The sequence below is a fragment of the Chitinophaga sp. genome, from assembly GCF_036569125.1.
GTDB lineage: Bacteria > Bacteroidota > Bacteroidia > Chitinophagales > Chitinophagaceae > Chitinophaga.
Genome location: NZ_DATCRF010000037.1, coordinates 1 through 18,860 on the forward strand (window position 1 = coordinate 1; position 18,860 = coordinate 18,860).

15 protein-coding genes, 1 tRNA gene and 1 pseudogene are annotated in these 18,860 nt (G+C 49.1%); 7 read left to right on the forward strand and 10 right to left on the reverse strand.

The window, feature by feature from the left end; genetic code table 11:
* Both VIM87_RS01210 and VIM87_RS01215 read right to left on the reverse strand, forming a co-directional pair.
* A partial coding sequence (locus tag VIM87_RS01210) for an NUDIX domain-containing protein (RefSeq protein WP_331995203.1) occupies window positions 1-206 on the reverse strand: 206 nt, incomplete at its 3' end.
* Between the two features lie 159 nt (window positions 207-365).
* Window positions 366-1,262, reverse strand: a complete 897-nt coding sequence (locus tag VIM87_RS01215) for a magnesium transporter CorA family protein (protein ID WP_414649562.1) — start codon at window positions 1,260-1,262, stop codon at window positions 366-368.
* On the opposite strand from VIM87_RS01215, the pseudogene VIM87_RS31370 reads away from it, so the two are divergent.
* A pseudogene (locus tag VIM87_RS31370) lies at window positions 1,213-1,320 on the forward strand (hypothetical protein); the annotation flags it as partial. The gene VIM87_RS01215 and the pseudogene VIM87_RS31370 sit on opposite strands and share 50 nt — an antisense overlap.
* 135 nt (window positions 1,321-1,455) lie before the next feature.
* Here the strand turns inward: VIM87_RS31370 and dapF are convergent.
* Together dapF and VIM87_RS01225 are read right to left on the reverse strand one after the other, a co-directional pair.
* Window positions 1,456-2,238, reverse strand: a complete 783-nt coding sequence (gene dapF / locus VIM87_RS01220) for a diaminopimelate epimerase (protein WP_331995205.1) — start codon at window positions 2,236-2,238, stop codon at window positions 1,456-1,458.
* Between the two features lie 281 nt (window positions 2,239-2,519).
* Window positions 2,520-3,398, reverse strand: coding sequence for a nucleoside phosphorylase (locus VIM87_RS01225; protein ID WP_331995206.1), 879 nt, complete (start codon window positions 3,396-3,398; stop codon window positions 2,520-2,522).
* 181 nt (window positions 3,399-3,579) lie between these two features.
* On the opposite strand from VIM87_RS01225, the gene VIM87_RS01230 reads away from it, so the two are divergent.
* Together VIM87_RS01230 and VIM87_RS01235 are read left to right on the forward strand one after the other, a co-directional pair.
* Window positions 3,580-3,650 (forward strand) — tRNA-Cys (locus VIM87_RS01230).
* A gap of 75 nt (window positions 3,651-3,725) precedes the next feature.
* Window positions 3,726-4,220: a GNAT family N-acetyltransferase gene (locus tag VIM87_RS01235; protein ID WP_331995207.1), complete on the forward strand. Its 495-nt coding sequence runs from the start codon at window positions 3,726-3,728 to the stop codon at window positions 4,218-4,220.
* Here VIM87_RS01235 and VIM87_RS01240 read toward each other — a convergent pair.
* The 4 genes from VIM87_RS01240 to VIM87_RS01255 form a co-directional block, all read right to left on the reverse strand.
* On the reverse strand, window positions 4,215-4,883 hold the full coding sequence (locus VIM87_RS01240) for a DUF1080 domain-containing protein (RefSeq protein ID WP_331995208.1): 669 nt from the start codon (window positions 4,881-4,883) through the stop codon (window positions 4,215-4,217). The two genes, VIM87_RS01235 and VIM87_RS01240, sit on opposite strands and share 6 nt — an antisense overlap.
* Before the next feature lie 216 nt (window positions 4,884-5,099).
* Window positions 5,100-6,398 carry a Gfo/Idh/MocA family oxidoreductase gene (locus VIM87_RS01245; protein WP_331995209.1) on the reverse strand — a complete coding sequence of 433 codons (1,299 nt, stop codon included), beginning with the start codon at window positions 6,396-6,398 and terminating at the stop codon, window positions 5,100-5,102.
* Window positions 6,399-6,634: 236 nt separating this feature from the next.
* Window positions 6,635-8,146 carry a magnesium chelatase gene (locus VIM87_RS01250; protein ID WP_331995210.1) on the reverse strand — a complete coding sequence of 504 codons (1,512 nt, stop codon included), beginning with the start codon at window positions 8,144-8,146 and terminating at the stop codon, window positions 6,635-6,637.
* 100 nt (window positions 8,147-8,246) lie between these two features.
* Window positions 8,247-9,341, reverse strand: coding sequence for a vWA domain-containing protein (locus VIM87_RS01255; RefSeq protein WP_331995211.1), 1,095 nt, complete (start codon window positions 9,339-9,341; stop codon window positions 8,247-8,249).
* 466 nt (window positions 9,342-9,807) lie between these two features.
* On the opposite strand from VIM87_RS01255, the gene VIM87_RS01260 reads away from it, so the two are divergent.
* The 3 genes from VIM87_RS01260 (at window position 9,808) to VIM87_RS01270 (ending at window position 12,797) form a co-directional block, all read left to right on the forward strand.
* On the forward strand, window positions 9,808-10,833 hold the full coding sequence (locus tag VIM87_RS01260) for an SDR family NAD(P)-dependent oxidoreductase (protein ID WP_331995212.1): 1,026 nt from the start codon (window positions 9,808-9,810) through the stop codon (window positions 10,831-10,833).
* A gap of 69 nt (window positions 10,834-10,902) precedes the next feature.
* Window positions 10,903-11,712, forward strand: a complete 810-nt coding sequence (locus tag VIM87_RS01265) for an AraC family transcriptional regulator (protein ID WP_331995213.1) — start codon at window positions 10,903-10,905, stop codon at window positions 11,710-11,712.
* A 236-nt stretch (window positions 11,713-11,948) separates the two neighbouring features.
* Window positions 11,949-12,797, forward strand: coding sequence for a sugar phosphate isomerase/epimerase (locus tag VIM87_RS01270; RefSeq protein ID WP_331995214.1), 849 nt, complete (start codon window positions 11,949-11,951; stop codon window positions 12,795-12,797).
* Window positions 12,798-13,028: 231 nt separating this feature from the next.
* Here the strand turns inward: VIM87_RS01270 and VIM87_RS01275 are convergent, their stop codons facing one another.
* Both VIM87_RS01275 and VIM87_RS01280 read right to left on the reverse strand, forming a co-directional pair.
* Window positions 13,029-16,235 carry a DUF2723 domain-containing protein gene (locus tag VIM87_RS01275; RefSeq protein ID WP_331995215.1) on the reverse strand — a complete coding sequence of 1,069 codons (3,207 nt, stop codon included), beginning with the start codon at window positions 16,233-16,235 and terminating at the stop codon, window positions 13,029-13,031.
* A 535-nt stretch (window positions 16,236-16,770) separates the two neighbouring features.
* Window positions 16,771-17,598, reverse strand: a complete 828-nt coding sequence (locus tag VIM87_RS01280; RefSeq protein ID WP_331995216.1) for an SAM-dependent chlorinase/fluorinase — start codon at window positions 17,596-17,598, stop codon at window positions 16,771-16,773.
* An 816-nt stretch (window positions 17,599-18,414) separates the two neighbouring features.
* Here VIM87_RS01280 and VIM87_RS01285 point away from each other — a divergent pair.
* Window positions 18,415-18,860, forward strand: a 446-nt coding sequence (locus VIM87_RS01285) for an alpha/beta hydrolase (RefSeq protein WP_331995217.1), incomplete at its 3' end; no start/stop codon positions are given.

Below are 18,860 nucleotides of genomic sequence, written 5' to 3' on the forward strand. Positions count from 1 at the left end.
GTGTAGATGTGTTCCACTACTTCCACCTGCTGGCTCAGCTCCTCCTGCCATTCGCGGATGATGCATTCCAGCGTACCTTCGCCAAACTCAAGCCCACCACCGGGAAACTTGGTGTAGTAGCCGCCGCGGATGTACTCATCGCTTACCAGCACCTGCTTTTGTTCATTGATCATAATACCGTATACGCGGACATTGAAGCAGCTCATCCCTCTATAATTAATAATGAAGAATTAATAATTAATACTTACGTTTTGTTCCAGTAAATATAATTAACAATGAAGAATTAATTTAATAGTGCAGAACTGATTATTAGTGGATGTACCAGCACTACGATTATTAATTATTCATTCTTAATTATTAATTACTCAGAACCACTTCTTCTTCATGAAATACCAGCTCATGATCACGGAGATCACGATGGAGAGTATTACGGGAATGTAGAATGCGTGCGGGGAGTGCTGGTAGGGGATATCCACGTTCATACCGTAAATGCTGGATACCAGTACAGGAAAGGTAAGCACAATGGTAATGGAGGTTAAACGTTTCATTACCAGGTTCAGGTTATTGGAGATGATGCTGGCAAAAGCATCCATGGTGCTGCTTAAGATGTTGGTGTACACGTTGGCCATTTCCAATGCCTGGGAAGTATCTACGATCAGGTCATTCAGAAATTCCTTCTCATCATCATTCAGGCCCAGGAAGTTGGTGCGTTCCAGCTTCATTAATACCAGCTCATTGCTGCGCAGGGCTGTTACAAAGTATACCAGGCTTTTCTGGATCCGCATCAGGTACAGCAGCTCCTCATTACGGTTACTGTCGTACAGCTTTTGCTCCAGCTGGTTGCGGCGCTGGTTAATCTCTTTCAGATAATCCAGAAAGTTCATTACCACCTTTTCAAAGATCTTTAGCACCATCATGTTCCGCTTTTCAGGGTGGCGGTTATGGAAGGTGTTCAGGAACTTTTTAATGGCGGCGTTATCGAATGAGTTTACGGTAAGGATCTGGTTGTGGGTAAGGATGATCACAATGGGGATGGTGATGTAATAGGCATCGCTTTCGTTGATGGAATTGTTTTCCGTAGGGGTTTTGATCACGATCAGCTTTACATCGTCCTCCAGCTCAAAGCGGGACTTTTCATCTATATCCAGTGAATCGGTGAGGAAGTCCAGCGGAATATCCAGCTCTTCAGACAGCTGCTCAAACTCGGCCTGCTTCAAAGGCGGGGCAATATTCACCCAGGCGCCGTTTTCAGCATCATTGATCTCGATAGTTTTACCGTCCTTATTTATGAAGTATTGGATCATCCGGGCGCAAAGGTAGTATAAATATTATAAGGCGGAAGTTATGAAATTATAGTCTGCAGTTGGCAGTGGGCAATTGGCAGTGGGCAGTTGGCAGTGGGCAGTCAGGGAGGTACTTCATGACCAGGAGGTGCTGCGGACTGCGGACTGCCAACTAATTAATTGTTACGTCGCCTTCAAATACGAGGGTAGCGGGGCCGCAGAGCCAGATATCCTTAAAAGTGCGCTCGCCGGTTTTGGTGAACCGTACTTCCAGCTTACCGCCCAGGGTTTGTACGGGTATGCGGTATTCTTTAGTTTCCGGTCCGGAGGCGGTAAGGGCGGCGGCGGTAACCCCGGTGCCGCAGGAGTAGGTTTCATCTTCCACCCCGCGTTCGTAGGTGCGTACAAAAATGCCGTTATCCTGCTCCTGTACAAAGTTCACATTGGTGCCTTCCGCGGCAAAGCGGTCGTTATACCGGATCTGGCGGCCTTCTGTAAATACGTCCAGGGACTGTACATCGTTCACGAATTTTACAAAGTGGGGGGAGCCGGTATTGAGGTAAAAATAAAGGGGGCCATGTTCTACAGCATCCACGTCCTGCATTTTCAGGTTCACCCAGCTATCGCCGTTCATAGTGGCTTCATGCGGGCCATCCACGGCCAGGAAGCGCAGCTTTTCCTGCGTAAGGCCCATTTTACGGGCAAATGCGGTGAGGCAGCGGCCACCGTTGCCGCACATGCTGCTTTCGTTACCATCGGCATTATAATACTTCATGCCAAAGTCGTAGCCGGGCTGGGTGTTCAGCAGCATCAGGCCATCGGCGCCAATACCAAAACGCCGGTGGCACAGGTCGTGAACCTGCTGGTTAGTGAGCGCATCATAACGGCCGTCGCGGTTATCCATGATCACGAAATCATTGCCGGTGCCCTGGTATTTGTAGAAATGGAGTGTCATAAGGAATGCAAATTACGAATTAGTCAATTACGAATTACGAATTAAAATGCAGCGGAGATGGGGTAATTAATAATTAAGAATTAATAATTAATAAAAAAGCGGAGGGGGTGAAGCAGGTGGGTAAAATTGCTTCAAACCTTCCGCTTTGTATTGGTTAGTATTACGAATTACGATTGGTGCTGGAGTATTTCCAAACATTCGTAATTATTCACAATCATAATGTCTTTTTATAGCATTCATGCCCCGTTTGCGGGGTCGTAATTGACTCATTCGTAATTAAATTAAATCTCCGCAATGATCTCCACCGACTTTTCGATCATGCGCTGTACCGCCGCTGCGCCGTCTTTGCTGAACTCCTGGCGGATCCGGTTGGCTACGATGGTGCTGATGGATAAACAATCATGCCCCAAAACACGGCCCAGGCCATAGATGCCGGCGGTTACCATTTCAAAGTTGGTAACGCGGTGTGATTCAAATTCAAAAGCGGTAAGCTGTTCCAGCAGCTGCGGGTGGGAGAGGCGGCCCCTGAGCGCACGGCCCTGGGGAGCATAAAATCCCGGGCAGGTAACGGTAATGCCTGTATGATAACCTTCCTGGAAATGTTTGGACAGGTCAGTAGATGCTGCTGCCAGGTAGGGATTAGCGCTGCCGGGCCGTAAAGTTACCTGCCGGCTGAAAGCGGCCAGCATAGCCTTTTCATCTTCCGTATTTTCCAGCTCATACCAGGGAAGCAGATTATCAAGCCCTAAACCAAAAGAAGATACTACATAAGCATCTACCGGGATATGCTCATTTAACGCGCCGGAGGTGCCCAGGCGAATGATCTGCAGGCGTACCGGTGCTTCTTTTATAAAACGGGTGTTAAAGTCGATGTTGGCCAGCGCATCCAGCTCATTGAGCACAATATCAATATTATCCGTACCAATGCCGGTGGATACTACGCTGAGGCGTTTGCTGCCGATATAGCCGGTATGGGTTACAAACTCGCGGTGGCTGGACCTGTGCTCTACCTTATCAAAGTGCTGGCTTACCTGCTGCACCCGGTCGGGGTCTCCTACGGTAATGATGGTGGCGGCCAGTTCTTCGGGCCTTACATCCAGGTGGTACACGGCGCCGCGGCTGTTGAGGATAAACTCTGATTCTGCTATACGATCTTGCATGGGTTACTGAATTATGCTGCAAATGTAAGTGATCTGCTGCTAGTTGAGGGGGATGATGGGGCGGCACATATTTGTCAATTTTTATTTGATTAATATATAAAAAACACTACCTTTGCAGTCCTACAAAAATCGACGGTTCCGTGTTCGCCTGAGGCGGAGAGGACTAAGATAAAAGGAAAATGGTACCGTGGCCGAGTGGCTAGGCAGAGGTCTGCAAAACCTTTTACAGCAGTTCGAATCTGCTCGGTACCTCACTCCGGATAAAAAGCCTTCTGAAACTCAGGAGGCTTTTTGCGTTTACGGAATATTACAAACTTAAAAATCAGTATGCTGGAAATTATTCAAATAACTGAGAAAAGCAGCGCTGAAGAACTGGAGCAGGTGAAATCCCTTTTCCGCGAGTATGCATCGTGGTTAAGCGTGGACCTGAGCTTTCAGCGTTTTGAGGAGGAATTGCTGGCGCTTCCTGATAATTACGCCGCACCTATCGGAGCTTTGTTTATGGCCAAGGTTGACGGCCTTGCAGCGGGTTGTGTAGCGGTACGCCGTTTTGACAACACCACCTGCGAAATGAAGCGTTTATTCGTACGTGATGCCTATAAAGGGCGCGGTATTGGTAAACAGCTCGCCGCAAAAGCCGTGGAAGCAGGTAAAGCGCTGGGTTACCACCGCATGCTGCTGGACACACTGGCGCATATGCGGCCTGCTATTGACCTGTATACGTCCCTGGGATTTCAGCCTATTGCCGCTTATTACGATAACCCTATCAGCAACGCGGTGTACCTGTCTATGCCGCTGGAAGGGGATACCGCAGCGTTATAAGGTCCTGATCCAGATATTCCGGTAGCTTACCGGGTTACCATGATCCTGCAGGATGATGGGGCCGGGACCATGTTGTTTATAAGCCGGCTTCCCGATATATAATGTTCCTCCCTCCAGCTCCACATTATTCTGAACCAACACTCCATTCTGCAATACGGTAGCGCGTGCCGGCGATTTCAATGAGCCATCGGCATTAAAGCGCGGTGCGGTCCATATTACGTCGTAGGTTTGCCATTCACCGGGTTTCTTACACACATTCACCAAAGGAATTTTTTGTTTATAAAAGCTGCCGGCCTGCCCGTTGGAGTAGGTGCGGTTGTTATAGTTATCCAATACCTGCAGCTCATATAAGCCCTGCATAAAAATGCCGCTGTTGCCGCGGCCCTGGCTTTCGCCTACCACTTCGGCGGGTGTACGCCATTCTATGTGCAGCTGAAAATCTTCGAACTTTTCCTTGGTTTGAATGGCGCCGGTACCTTTTACAACGGTTACTATCCCGTTCTTTAATTCCCAGCCGGCGGGGCCGCCTTTATCGTTCGTCCATTGATCCAGGCTTTTACCATCGAACAGGATGATAGCATCGCCGGGCGCGGTGTTGGTGGATGTACCGGGTGTAACTACTTTGGGCACGGGTTCCCATACTTCGGTTTCTTCTGGCTTCATTTGCGTATTGTTTTGTGCGTGTGCGCTGAGAGCAAATAAAAGTAAAAGGGTTGTGCTGCGGAGAAACATGAGACGATTTTTTGATGTGCAAATATGCAGATGTGCAAATGTGGGTGAATTAGCAGGGATGCAGATGACAGGCAAATATGCAGACGAAGCGAGATTTCAATGCGGGGCATATCATCTGCACATCTGCATATTTGCACATCTGCACATTTATTTCGGAATCTTATAACCGTTGTGATACTGGGCGGCCAGGAACTTGTTGGCTTCTTCATCTTTGAAGCGGTTATTGGCGGCATCCCAATAGATCTTTTTGCCGGTTTTAAAGGCAATGTTACCCATCTGGGCATTAATGGCTACGTTAGCGCCTGCCTGTATAGGCGTGTGCAGGTCGCTGAACTTGCGCGACTTCACTACCTCTACAAAGTTTTTGGTGTGCAGGTCTAAACCATCATCTACCTTAAGTTTGCGGGGCACGGCTTCCATCTTATCCTTTTCCGGGATCACTTCCCAGCCGCCGCGGTCCAGCACCAGGGTACCGTTATTGCCAATAAAGGCTATACTATGATCGCGGCCATAAGGGCCACCGTCCATACCAATAGCGTGTTCCCACTGAATGTTAAACCCATCAAATTCATATACGGTAGTGAGGGTATCTGGTGTTTCGGCTGCATCATCGGGGTAAGCGAACTTACCGCCTGCGGCCATGATGGATTTCGGACGCTGTGCTTTCATTCCTAAGAATGCATAATCCAGCAGGTGCACGCCCCAGTCGGTCATAAGGCCACCGGCGTAATCCCAGTACCAGCGGAAATTGAAGTGAAAGCGGTTTGGATTAAAAGGCCGTTTCAGCGCAGGGCCCAGCCACATATCGTAGTCTACGCCAGCGGGCGGAGTGCCATCGGGCTTTTTCGGGATGGACTTCATCCAGCCCATATATGCCCAGGCTTTTACCAGGCGCACCTGGCCCAGCTTGCCGGAGTATACAAAATCGATGGCGTCTTTAAAATGCTGCTGGCTGCGTTGCCACTGGCCTACCTGCACTGCGCGCTGGTGGCGCTCCTGCGCGGCTACCATGGCATTACATTCTGCTATAGAGTTGCCGATGGGTTTTTCTACATACACATCTTTGCCGGCGGCGCAGGCCTCTGTCATTTGCAGGGCGTGCCAATGATCTGGTGTGCCAATGATAACGGCATCAATATCCTTACTTTCCAGCAGCTTACGGTAATCGCTATACGTTTTTACCTTAATGCCTTTCTGCGCCAGCTCAGCGGCGCGTTTATCCAGCACATTCTTATCTACATCGCAGAGGGCAACGCATTGTGCTGCCGGGTTTTTGAGCATGGCAGTAAGGTCGGCCCAGCCCATGCCGTTGATGCCGATGGCGGCTACATTCAGGCGGTCGCTGGGGGCCACTAATTTTGGAAATGCATTTAATGCGGAAGGCATGGCTGCCGCTGCCATCATAGTAGAGGCGGAGCGGATGAAATCTCTTCGGGAATTGTTCATAACTGTGTGTTGTATTAGTTCGTGGAAAGGTTAGCAAGACAAGATAGCAAATGCAGCAGCAAAAAGCAAAAAGGGAGAAAGTAAAAAGTAAAAATGCAAGAAATAAGAACCTGAATGAAACAAATGAATACCTTCTTTAAGGGCGGAGGGTAAAGCGGAGAGTAAAAAAAATGTCCTGCAGTATGAGTGCAGGACATTGGATTTATGTGAGGCACACCTTTAAGGTGTGGCACACGTTAAAAGGTATCTTCTTCCTGTTCTTCGTTGCCCATGGTGAAGTTCATCATGGTACCGAGCAGGTCGCTGAAGCGGGTTTCGTTCTCCACCATCTTTTTGCTGATGAGGGAGTAGGCAGCCAGGCCATGCAGCACAAATTCCATGAGCAGCAGCTGCTCTTTGCCATTGGTGTGCGGGAATTTGGTCTTGATAAGATCTTTCAGGCCATCTACTTTCTGGAGCGCGGTTTCATATTGCTTGTCGCTTACATCCTGCAGCAGGTTCACCGTATTTCCCTTATCAAACCATTGAATAACGGTGCGGTAAGGGTTTTCCTGGGCTGCGGCGGCCTGTTTGCTGCGCTTTTTAAATGAATCCGGGTTCGGGAAGTAATTGGCGAACAAGGTACGCATGGCTTTATCCAGCAGGTTAAATGCTACCTGCAGCGGGCCTTCCTGCTCGCCTTCATACACCAGCTCAATTTTACCGGTAATGGCGGGTACAATGCCCTGCAGATCGGCTATACGAACATGCGTTTCCTTTTCTTTATTGATGATGGCCCTGCGTTCGCCGGCGCTTACTGCATTTTCATATGCGGCAATGGTTAAGCGGGCGGATACGCCGCTCTTTTTATCCACGTACTCGCTGTTGCGGGCTTCAAAGGCTACCTGCTCTATGAGGCGTTTTACCAGGTCGGATAAATGTACTTTTCCTTTTTGCTCATCGTGCACATCGGCTTCCTGTTCCGTGATCAGCAGGGAGTTCTCCACTGTTTTTGGATAGTGGGTTACGATCTGGCTTTCTATACGGTCTTTCAGCGGTGTTACGATGGCGCCGCGGTTCGTATAATCTTCCGGGTTAGCGGTGAATACGAACAGGATATCCAGCGGCATGCGCACTTTGAAACCCCTGATCTGTATATCGCCTTCCTGGAGAATGTTGAACAGCGCTACCTGTATGCGGGCCTGCAGATCGGGCAGCTCGTTGATCACAAAAATGCCGCGGTTGGAGCGGGGAATGATGCCGAAGTGGATCACGCGCTCATCTGCATAGCTCAGCTTCAGGTTAGCTGCTTTAATGGGATCTATATCGCCTATAAGGTCTGCTACGGATACATCCGGTGTGGCCAGCTTTTCGCCGTAGCGCGCATCGCGCGAAAGCCATTCAATGGGCGTTTGATCACCTTTTTCCGCTACCAGGTCGCGGCCGTAGCGGGAGAGGGGCTCAAAAGGATTATCGTTCACTTCTGATCCTGCTATAACGGGAATGTATTCATCCAGCAATTCTATCATCTGGCGGGCCATGCGTGTTTTGGCCTGGCCGCGCAGCCCCAGGAATAAAATGTTGTGGCGTGACAGCAGGGCTCTTTCCGTATCGGGGATCACCGTATCATCATAACCGATGATGCCGGGGAAGGTATTTTCTTTCTGTTGCAGTTTACGAATGAGGTTTTGCCTGATCTCTTCCTTTACTGTTTTAGGTTTATAGCCGCTCTTTTTCAGTTCTCCCAGCGTTCTTATGTTCGTATTCATACAATAATTAATAATGAAGAATTAATAATTAATAGTCGGGTACTGCTACAATAATAGTGTATCCCGGTATTAATGGTGTGTTAAAATTGATGTGTGTTAATTACAGCATTTTCTTTTTTCCGCTTTCAAAGTCGTAGAACAGGAACTGTCCCAGTTTGTCGAGGCCGGAGAAAAAGGCCTTACCGTTGTTGGTTTCTGTAAATTCCGTCACAAATTTCTGCAGCCAGGGATCGGAGGCTACCATGAAGGTGGTGATGGGTATTTTCAGCTTTTTACATTGTGCGGCCAGGTTCAGCGTACGGTTCAGGATCTTGCGGTCCAGGCCAAAGCTGTTCTTATAATACTGCTTCCCGTTCTTAAGGCAGGTGGGCTTGCCATCTGTGATCATAAAGATCTGCTTGTTCGGGTTGCGGCGGCGGCGCAGGATGTCCATGGCCAGCTCCAGGCCGGCTACGGTATTGGTATGGTAGGGGCCTACCTGCAGGTAAGGCAGGTCTTTGATCTCTATTTGCCAGGCATCGTTCCCAAACACAATAATATCCAGCGTATCCTTGGGATAGCGGGTGGTGATCAGCTCACTCAGCGCCATGGCCACTTTTTTGGCGGGGGTAATGCGGTCCTCGCCGTACAGGATCATGGAGTGGGAGATATCGATCATTAGCGCAGTGCTGGTTTGTGTTTTGAAGTCGGTTTCCTTTATCACCAGGTCATCCTGGTTAATGGAAAAGGCTTCAATGCCGTGGTTGATCTGCGCATTGCGGAGGGAGTCCGTAACATCTATCTGTTCCAAGGGATCGCCGAACTGGTAGGAGCGGGTGTCGGCATTCAGCTCATCGCCCTGGCCGGATTTGCGGATATTATGATCCCCGATGGTAGATTTCTTCAGCTTGCCGAAGATCTCTTCCAGGGCTTTTTTGCGGATATCCTGTTCGGTTTTTGCGGTAATGCTGATCTGGCCGCTCTCTTCATTTTCGCGGATATAGCCTTTGTCTTTCAGCTCCTGTATAAAATCGCCTATACCGTATTCTTCGTTGGTCAGGTTATATTCTTTATCCAGCTCTGTAAGCCATTGCAGGGCTTCCGTAACATCGCCGCTGGTATAAGTAAGCAACTGTGTAAAAAGGTTCAGGAGCTTCTCAAAGGGCGATTTGTCATCTTCACCAGGCACAAACCTGGAAAATTGTAATCCTCTCATCTGAATTTTGATTTCATCCTATGATTAATGCACCGTAATGATTGGTCTTCAGGGAGATCCATAGATCGAAGTGCTTTCGTGAGATCTGTGGGTTCCGTTCTTTTTAAGCGTGAAGACGGTCGTGTAAATTGAGTTTTTTAATGATTTCGAAAGAGAAGGCGCTTTGGTTGCCTCCGTGTAGTGTCTTTTTTTCCGTTTTTAATGCATCTCCGTTTTCATTTTCTAAAATTACGGAAAAAAAGGGTTAGTTGGCAGTGGGCAGTGGGCAGTGGGCAGTTAGTAGTTAGCAGTTAGCAGTTAGCAGTTGGCAGTTGGCGGTTGGCAGTTGGGGGAGATGGATAGAATAGATGGAATAGATAGAGATATGACCGCGGCCGCCTTTTGAACAAAGTATTTTTCGCCTTTTGAACAAACCAGCCTGGCAGGCAAATGCCTGAACTTTGCTTTTAATTAAATCATTAAACTGATGGAAACTAAAGCAAATAATTATTACGGCGCTTTACAGCAGCCTATAGGTTCAGGATTCGACGCGGCATCAACAGCTACAGAAGTTATACAGGGCATAGACCTGAGCGGAAAAACAGCTATTGTAACAGGCGGTTATGCGGGCATTGGCGTAGCAACCGTAAAGGCCCTGTCTGCAGCGGGTGCAGCAGTGTATGTACCGGCCAGAACTCCCGAAAAGGCTAAAAAGAACCTTGCCGGCATACCTAATGTGACTGTACTGGAAATGGACCTGATGGATCCTGCATCGATCAATGCCTTTGCGGATCAGTTCCTGGCGCAGCATAAATCATTGGACCTGCTGATCAACAATGCAGGCGTTATGATGACGCCTTTGCGCCGTGATGCCCGTGGTTATGAATCACAGTTCTCTACCAATCACCTGGGGCATTTTCAGCTCACCGCCCGCTTGTGGCCGGCCTTAAAGAACGCAAACGGGGCCCGGGTGGTGAACGTATCGTCCTGGGGACATCATATGGCCGCCCTTGACCTGGATGATCCTAATTTTGAGCATCAGCCTTACGACCAGTCAGCTGCCTATGCCCGTGCAAAAGCAGCGAATATCCTTTTTACGGTAGAACTGGATAAGCGTGCACAGGCCTATGGAGTAAGGTCCTATAGCCTGCACCCGGGCGCCATAGCAGGAACGGACCTGGGCCGGGACCTATCCCAGGAAACATTAAGCAATTTCGGGATCTATAATGAAGACGGCAGTTTCCGGCACGACCCTTATAATGGCTACAAAAACCTGGAAGAGGGCGCCTCTACCACTGTTTGGTGTGCTACCAGCCCGCAGCTGGCGAACATTGGCGGCGTTTATTGTGAAGATACCGAAGTGGCGCCGCTGGATACGGAATGGAAAGGCCTCAATCCCGAAGCATTTGTAATGACCAAAGGTGTAACACCGGAAGCCGTTGATAAGGAAAACGCCCAAAAGCTGTGGACACTGAGCGAGCAATTAACCGGCATTAAATTCGCCGTAGAATAAACTACTTTAGGGAACGCATCTTTCAATAAGGAATGATGCGTTCCTTTGTAATATCAAAAGCTACAGATCATGTCTATATACTGGACTGCTTCAGAAGAGATCATGCTGCCCTGTATCCAGGATAAGTATCTCAAGCTCGACCTGCTTTCGGGGGATCACTCTTTTGGCCACCTCATATCCGGTGAGGTGAAGGTTATTATTGCCGATCAAACTTATATTTTAAAACCAGGGGATACCTGGTTTTGTCCCCGTAACCAGCTGGCAACGTTCATCAAATATTCTAAAGACGGTAAACCCTACAAATCGGTCACGATCAGCCTCCGGGAGGAACGCCTGAAAGCCTATTATACCCGCCATGAGCCTGTGCTAACGCCTTGTGAGGGCCATGGGATCAGGCGCTATGAGACCCACCCTTTGCTGGAAAGCTTTTTCGGTTCGCTGCTGCCGTACTTTGAGCTGGAAGAAGGTATTCCGCCGGCGATCGTTTCCGTAAAGCTGGAAGAGGCGATCACCATTCTGCGTACGCTCGACGCTACCATCGACCGCTGCCTGGCAAATTTTTCCCTGCCTGGTAAGATAGACCTGGTTGATTTTATGGAGAAGAACTTTATGTTCAACATGCCGCTGCTGAAGTTCGCTTACTTTACGGGCCGCAGCCTCACTACTTTTAAAACGGATTTCAAAAAAGCGTTTGCGGTAAGCCCGCAGCGCTGGCTAACGCAAAAACGGCTGGAGCTGGCCCACTACCAGCTGAGCGAAAAGAACCGCAAACCGGCGGATATTTACCTGGAAGCAGGTTTTGAAAACCTGTCGCACTTTTCATTTGCTTTTAAGAAGCATTTCGGGTATTCGCCTACCGAGGTGGGAGTTGGGAGTTAGGGGTTAGCAGTTGGCGGTTGGCAGTTAGCAGTTAGCGGTTGGCAGTTGGCGGTTGGCAGTTAGCAGTTGGCGGTTGGCAGTTTGAGGATGTGTGCCACACCTCTAAGGTGTGGCACACATGAATGCAGGGGAGATTGGAACGGAGAGGGATGAATGCCGTTAACCACTATTCCCTTGCATTGTTGGGCAAAAGCCATTATTTTTCAACTATCTAACTAAACAAATATTTAAAAAGCATGAAAAAACTGATGAACGTGTTCCTGCTGGCGGGGGCCCTCACCACCACGGGAGCAGCCTGGCAGGCGGCCCATGCACAGGCCAAAGCAGACGATATGGGATGGCAGCTGAGCGCACAGGCCTATACCTTTAACCGTTTTACCCTGGCAGAAGCGCTGGACAAAATGGACAGCTGCGGTATACAGTATGTAGAATGTTACTCCGGCCAGCAGATCGGCGATGGTATTGAAGGCACCACGGATTTTAAAATGCCGGCTTCCCGCCGCGAGCAACTGAAAGCTTTATTTAAAAAGAAACATAAAACCCTCGTGGCATACGGAGTGGTATCGCCCCAGAATGAAGCAGAATGGCAGCAGATGTTTGATTTTGCCAAAGATATGGGCATAAAGGTGATCACTGCTGAACCGAAGAATGAGCACTGGGACCTGATCTCCAGGCTGTGCGATCAATACCAGATCAAAGTAGCCATCCACGACCACCCGAGACCCTCCCATTACTGGAGCCCCGACAGCGTGCTGGCAGCTATACAGGGCAGAAGCCCGCTGTTTGGCGCCTGTGCTGATGTTGGCCACTGGGTACGTTCCGGCCTGGACCCGGTTGAGTGCATTAAAAAGCTGCAGGGCCATGTACTGAGCCTGCACCTGAAAGATATGAGCGAAAAATCACCCAAAGCCCATGATGTGATCTGGGGCCAGGGACACAGCAATATTTCCGGTGTACTGAAAGAGCTGAAAAAACAGCATTTTAAAGGGAATATGTCTGCGGAATATGAATATCATTGGGAGAACAGCGTACCGGAGGTGAAAGCGAGCGCGGATTATTGGAGAGCGCAGGTAGCCCGCTTGTAGAATTAATAATTAAGAATTAATAATTAATAAATGCAGCGGAGATTATAGCTGGAGATTGGGCTGTAAAACAGATCATTAATAAAAAGCGGAAGGTTTGAAGTTTAAGGCGATGATGCCTGCTTCAAACCTTCCGCTTTTTTATTTATAACCAATTACAGCTGCAAATTCATCCAATCAAAGTCAATCTCCGCTGCATTTATTATTAATTCTTAATTATTCATTATTAATTAACTATTTGCCGCTATCGGGAACAGTATTGATGCTGCCGGGTAGCTCGCGCTGTTTGGTGCTGTCACCGAAATCATTTTTCATGCGTTGCAGCAGTGAAATGAACTGTTCGGCGAGCTGGCCATCGTGCTGCAGATCGTTGCTTAGCTTGCCGGAGGGCAATGAGCGGTAATACTGCAGCTGCTGCTGGCAGTCGCGGGTGATCTTGGCTGCAATTTCATTGGCTTTCTTCGCGTCGCCGGCCAGGTAATATGCATATGCTGTTTGCAGCGAGCTATAGTTATGCATGTTGTTGGGGGCTGTCATGGCATACGGGAAAGTGCTTTCCAGCAGGTTCTTGTCAGCCTTATTCAGCACGGTGAGCGCAGAATCTTTTGCACCATCCTGCGCCAGCACGGTTCCTAAACGCGTATAGGCGTTACGGAGGTACTGCAGCAGCTTGCGGTTAGGTTCATCGAAGTAAGTGGTGTTGATGTTGGCGCCGCCGAAATCGAACTTCGTCATCAGGTTCTTGTACATTACCGGTGAGTTCACGTTGAAATCCGCACCCAGCATATCGTTGTTAGGCTCTTTATGCATGGGCACCAGGCGGTAGGTTAAGCCATCCATCTGTAAATAATCATTCAGGCCCAGGTCTGTGGGGCTGGTGAAATAGATGGGGCGTTTCCAGTCGTTGGCGGCAATGATATCGTATACTGCCAGGTCGTTCTTCAGCAGGTAGCTTTTTGATACCTGGAAGGGCAGCTGCGGCTGTACTTTGGCGCTATCCTTAATATCCACTACACCGGATTTGATCACGGCGGCTACATTTACCGGTATGAACAGCTTTTGAGTGGGCAGGAAGTTTTCCTGGCTGCCATCTGTGGTGCTGAGCTTAGCGCGGGGATCGTCGGATGCCATGAAGGCCATTACTTCTTTCAGGTTGTAGAATTTATCCTGCGGGAACACGCCTGCATCGTAGAAGCGGATGTAGTTGCGGTTCTCGCCGCGGTACTTGTCGGCGCTCCAGGTCATGGGTACGGGATCGCTCTGGTTCACTTTCTGGCGCTGCTGATCTATGTACCAGTCTACGCCCAACAGGCTCAGGTTGATCACGCGTACATCCGGGCGGATATTCTCCACTTCCTGGGCATACCATAAAGGATAAGTATCGTTATCACCTACGGTGAACAGGATGGCGTTGGGTGCACAGGATTCCAGGTAATCTTTGGCTACGTCGCGGGCTACGGTTTTGGTAGAGCGGTCGTGATCATTCCATTCCTGGCTGCCCATTAATACCGGTACGGCCAGTATACACAGGGCCGATGCCAGCGGTGCGGAGATCTTAGGCTGCTTAAGCTTTTCCTTAAAGAACTCATATACCGATAATACGCCCAGCCCTATCCAGATGGCAAAAGCATAGAAGGAGCCTACGTAAGCGTAATCACGTTCGCGGGGCTGGTTACCGGCCTGGTTCAGGTAAATCACAATTGCAAAACCGGTAAAGAAGAACAGCAGGCCTACAATGAGGCTATCCCTGCGGTGTTTCTTATAATGATATAATAAGCCGATAATGCCCAGGATCAGCGGCAGGAAGAACAGGCGGTTGTGGGCTTTGTTATCCTTTAAGCTGTCCGGCATGTTGGACTGATCGCCATACAGGAAATTGTCCAGGAAGGGGATACCGGAGATCCAGTTGCCATCGCGTACGTTGCCATAGCCCTGGGTATCGTTCTGCTTTCCAGCAAAGTTCCACATGAAGTAGCGGAAGTACATGAAATTCACCTGGTATCCCAGGAAGAACTTGATGTTATCTGCAAAGGAGGGTTTTTCGCCCTGCTGCAGGCCCAGGTAAGTGCGGTAATAATCCGCGTGGCCCTGGTCGTTGCTGCCGTCCCATACGCGGGGAAACAGCATTTTATCTTCGGCGGCGTATACGGGTTCTACCTTTTTGCCGGCTATTTCATATTTATCTTTTCCACGGGCATATACGTTACCGGTTTCTTTGTACTCGGTGGGGCGGGCGGTGAACACCTGTCCGTATACCAGCGGAAAATCGCCATATTGCTCACGGCCCAGGTAACCTACCAGGGAAATGGGATTATCCACGTTATACATATCTACAGATGGGTTGGCGGTTGAGCGCACCATAGTAGTGATGTAAGTGGAGTAACCCAGTAACAGGAACAGGATACACGAAATTGTGAGCTTATTGAAATGCAGGGTGGCGGGGGAATTTGTTTTTATGCCTGCCAGCTTCAGGAAGTAAGGGATCAGCAGCACAGCAATGGCTATCAGCAGCTTTACCACGATAACGCCACCACCATCGGTAGTATTAAATGCGGGGATGATGATCACGGAGGCTACCAGGATCAGCGGGGCGTAGAGGCCCAGCTTTGCATTGCGGTAACCTAACAGCAGCACAATCACCAGCGCTATGAAATAAAAGGCAAAACCGGTGAAGAAGGGCATGCCCAGGCTGTTCACAAAGAATACATCCATATAGCCGGATGCCTTGATGGTATCCTGGATAATGAACTTCTGTACCAGGCCGGTTACGGCGCAACCTACTATAAAGGCCCAGAAAGTGCCCCAGGCGGTTACTTTGTAACGTTTGAAGTAGTATACCATTACGATGGCCGGAATGGTTAACAGGTTCAGTAAGTGTACGCCGATGGAAAGGCCCATCATAAAGGCTATGAACACGATCCAGCGATCGGCATAGGCTTCATCTGCCTCATGCTCCCATTTCAGGATGGCCCAGAATACCAGGGCGGTGAACAGGGATGACATGGCATATACTTCGCCTTCAACGGCGGAGAACCAGAAAGAGTCGGAAAAGGTATAAGCTAAAGCGCCAACGATGCCGGCGCCCATGATAGCGATCATTTTTTCGCTGCTGATCACTTCACCGGGGGCTACCATTAAACGGCGGGCAAAGTGGGTGATGGTCCAGAAAAGGAAAAGGATAGTGAAACCGCTGGAAAGGGCCGACATGAGGTTTACGCCCAGGGCAGCTTCAGAGGGTTTCAGGAACATCGTGAACAATCTTCCCAGCAACACGAACAATGGGGCTCCGGGAGGGTGAGGCACCTGCACTTTGTAAGCGCTGGAAATGAACTCACCGCAGTCCCATAAACTGCCGGTAGCTTCCATTGTCATGATGTACACAGTGCAGGCTATTATACAAATTACCCAGCCTACAATGTTATTCGTCCGTTTAAAATTCATTACGTTGGGTTTAAATTCCGACAAAAATAGAAAAAGTAGCAAATTATGGTATTTAGCGAAACAGATTTAACTTTTTATATAATATCTTTTTATGTATGAAAAAATAGTTGGCAGTTGGCAGTTGGGGGGAGAGCGATTAGCAGTTAGCTGTTGGCAATTAGCAGTTAGCTGTTGGCAATTAGCAGTTAGGTGTTGGCGGTTGGCGGTTAGGGGGGAGCTGTTGGCGATTAGCCGTTAGCGATTAGGGAGGGGGATGGGTGTTTGAGGAAAAAAGAGGGGTAGGGTGATGTGGGGTTTTATGTAGGGGGGTAGAGTTGCACTGGGATGTTAGTAGGGAAAAAGGGGTGTTTTAGGAGGGAGGGACCCGAGTTGCACCCGAATTGCGCACGGGTTGCGCACGGGTTGCGGCGCCATTACGGGATTTTAAATGCCGGGAAATGGTTAGTAATCAGTGGTTAGCAGTGAAAGTGGTTGTTTTAGGGGTGTTGGAATTAAAATGAAGCGGGTGGATGCTGTGTTGTTTTTTGCGTTAAGATCATTCAAAAATAATACGAACCGTTTGGTAAAAAGAGAGGTGCTGGTAACCGCCGGATTGCGTAAGCTGGTCACGACCAAAGCTTTGCAGGCCAAACAGGCCGGCGGCATTGCCTTTGTTGATGGCTATTTCCAGGTAGCCGGCGGCATTGAACAGGGCCAGCTTCTGGCCTTCCGCTACATCGGCATAGGTTTCGGAGAGCTGGGTGATCACCTCATCCCGGCGGAAGAAGATCTTGAACTTCCGCTGCCCGCGATGTTCATCAAACTGCTGACGGGTAATGTTCACTACTACGTTCTCGAAGTTGTCGATGTGAATGATCTGTCCTTCAATGTAATCGTCGCCGGTAAGGGGCTGCAGGTTGTTCTTAATGGCAATATCCGTAGCCGGTGTGCCCAGCTGCTCCCAGGGCTGCCCGTTCTGAATACCCTTTAATGCCTGGGTAAAACGCTGTATAATGGTAAAGGTGTTCTTTGGTTTGGCGCTGTCCAGCTGCAGCTTCAGCACTTTTATGGCCTGGCCGCCGGTGATCATGGAGATCAGGCCATTATCCGCGCAACCGATGTATTGGCCATTCCATTCGGCCAGCAGCACATGATCTGCCTTACGGTCAAACAGGTTAATGAGCACGATATGAAAGGTGGCGGGCGGGTACCAGGCAAAGGCGCTTTTGCAGATATAGGTGGCCTGCGGTAAGTTAAAGGGGGAGATGTGATGGGTGATATCCGCCACGTGACAACCCGGACAGTCCTGCCACAGCTGCCCTTTGATGGCACCTACGAGGTAATCCTGATAACCGATGTCTGATGTGAGCGTGATAATGGACATGTACAATCAATCCGTATTCCTGTTCTTATAATTCCCTGCTTTTCCCTGGCCAGGCCGGGGTTTACTCAAAACTAAGTGCAAAGAAAGGTAAAAAATGGTGATTACCAATTGCAATTAGCGGTAAGTAATGCACTGTGGGTATTTAGGCGCGGGCGCCGCCCTTGCCTGTTGATGAAAGTGAGGGATGGAATCAGCAAGGAATGTGCCGGATATATGGTATTACGTGAACGGATGTATGTAGAAGCTGTTAGCTGTTAGCTTTTAGCCGTTAGCTGTTGGCGGTTAGCGGTTGGCGGTTAGGAGGGAGGTTATTCTGCTGCTGCTGCCGGTATTGGTGGTGGCAGGCATCTTTGCACGCGATTTAAGGTGAAAAGCCGGGATGCAAGGAGCATTCCGGCTTTTTTATTAATGGTACCTATCTGTAATATCCGTATCCATGATGATGATGGTGATGATAATGCGGACGGGGATGATAATAACCCGGTCCCCTGGCTTCAACCATGCAGCTGCTGAATCCTGCAATAAGTGCTACGGCGATGATGAAATATTTTAATGGTTTCATGCTTATAAGTTTTGAATGTGATGAATAGCTCAAAGTGGAACGTCTGCAGGCGGTTTCTACTTTTTGGTTTCGTTATAGTAAATGACAAAACTGTGCCAGACCGGCTTTGGGAGTGTTATTTATTGTTAAGGGAAGATGAACCTTAACAGTGTTTAACGCATGTGCTGACGCAATTCACCCGGTAAATTGACGTACCTGCGGCCTGCATTATTAAGCGCTGCGGTGTATGTTTGTGCTATTGAAAACGCTATAACATGCGAAGAATAATAACGCTATTTTTACTGATCATAACACATTTACAAATGAATGCACAGCAGCAACCTACAGGCCGTTACGCAGCAGTGAACGGATTACAGATGTATTACGAGATCCATGGCAGCGGCAAGCCGCTGGTTTTATTGCATGGCGGCGGATCTACCATTGAATCAACCTTTGGCAGGATATTGCCGGAGCTGGCTAAAACACAACAAGTAATTGCAATTGAGCTGCAGGCGCATGGGCATACCCTGGATGCCGACCGCCCGTTCGGTTTTGCAGAGGATGCGGATGATGTAGCCGCATTACTGAAACAGCTGCAGATATCCAAAGCAGATGTTATGGGCTTTAGCAACGGGGGCACATCGGCCCTGCAGCTGGCCATACGCCACCCGGAAGTGGTGAACAAGCTGGTGCTGGCTTCTGCCGCTTACAACCGCGCTGG

Excerpts from the sequence above, each read along its gene's own strand:
- VIM87_RS01270 (WP_331995214.1), top strand. The coding sequence starts at position 11,949 with ATGAAAAAACTGATGAACGTGTTCCTGCTGGCGGGGGCCCTCACCACC.
- dapF (WP_331995205.1), bottom strand. The coding sequence starts at position 2,238 with ATGACACTCCATTTCTACAAATACCAGGGCACCGGCAATGATTTCGTG.
- VIM87_RS01250 (WP_331995210.1), bottom strand. The coding sequence starts at position 8,146 with ATGAATACGAACATAAGAACGCTGGGAGAACTGAAAAAGAGCGGCTAT.
- VIM87_RS01275 (WP_331995215.1), bottom strand. The coding sequence starts at position 16,235 with ATGAATTTTAAACGGACGAATAACATTGTAGGCTGGGTAATTTGTATA.
- VIM87_RS01235 (WP_331995207.1), top strand. The coding sequence starts at position 3,726 with ATGCTGGAAATTATTCAAATAACTGAGAAAAGCAGCGCTGAAGAACTG.
- VIM87_RS01280 (WP_331995216.1), bottom strand. The coding sequence starts at position 17,598 with ATGTCCATTATCACGCTCACATCAGACATCGGTTATCAGGATTACCTC.
- VIM87_RS01260 (WP_331995212.1), top strand. The coding sequence starts at position 9,808 with ATGGAAACTAAAGCAAATAATTATTACGGCGCTTTACAGCAGCCTATA.
- VIM87_RS01225 (WP_331995206.1), bottom strand. The coding sequence starts at position 3,398 with ATGCAAGATCGTATAGCAGAATCAGAGTTTATCCTCAACAGCCGCGGC.
- VIM87_RS01255 (WP_331995211.1), bottom strand. The coding sequence starts at position 9,341 with ATGAGAGGATTACAATTTTCCAGGTTTGTGCCTGGTGAAGATGACAAA.
- VIM87_RS01265 (WP_331995213.1), top strand. The coding sequence starts at position 10,903 with ATGTCTATATACTGGACTGCTTCAGAAGAGATCATGCTGCCCTGTATC.
- VIM87_RS01245 (WP_331995209.1), bottom strand. The coding sequence starts at position 6,398 with ATGAACAATTCCCGAAGAGATTTCATCCGCTCCGCCTCTACTATGATG.
- VIM87_RS01240 (WP_331995208.1), bottom strand. The coding sequence starts at position 4,883 with ATGAAGCCAGAAGAAACCGAAGTATGGGAACCCGTGCCCAAAGTAGTT.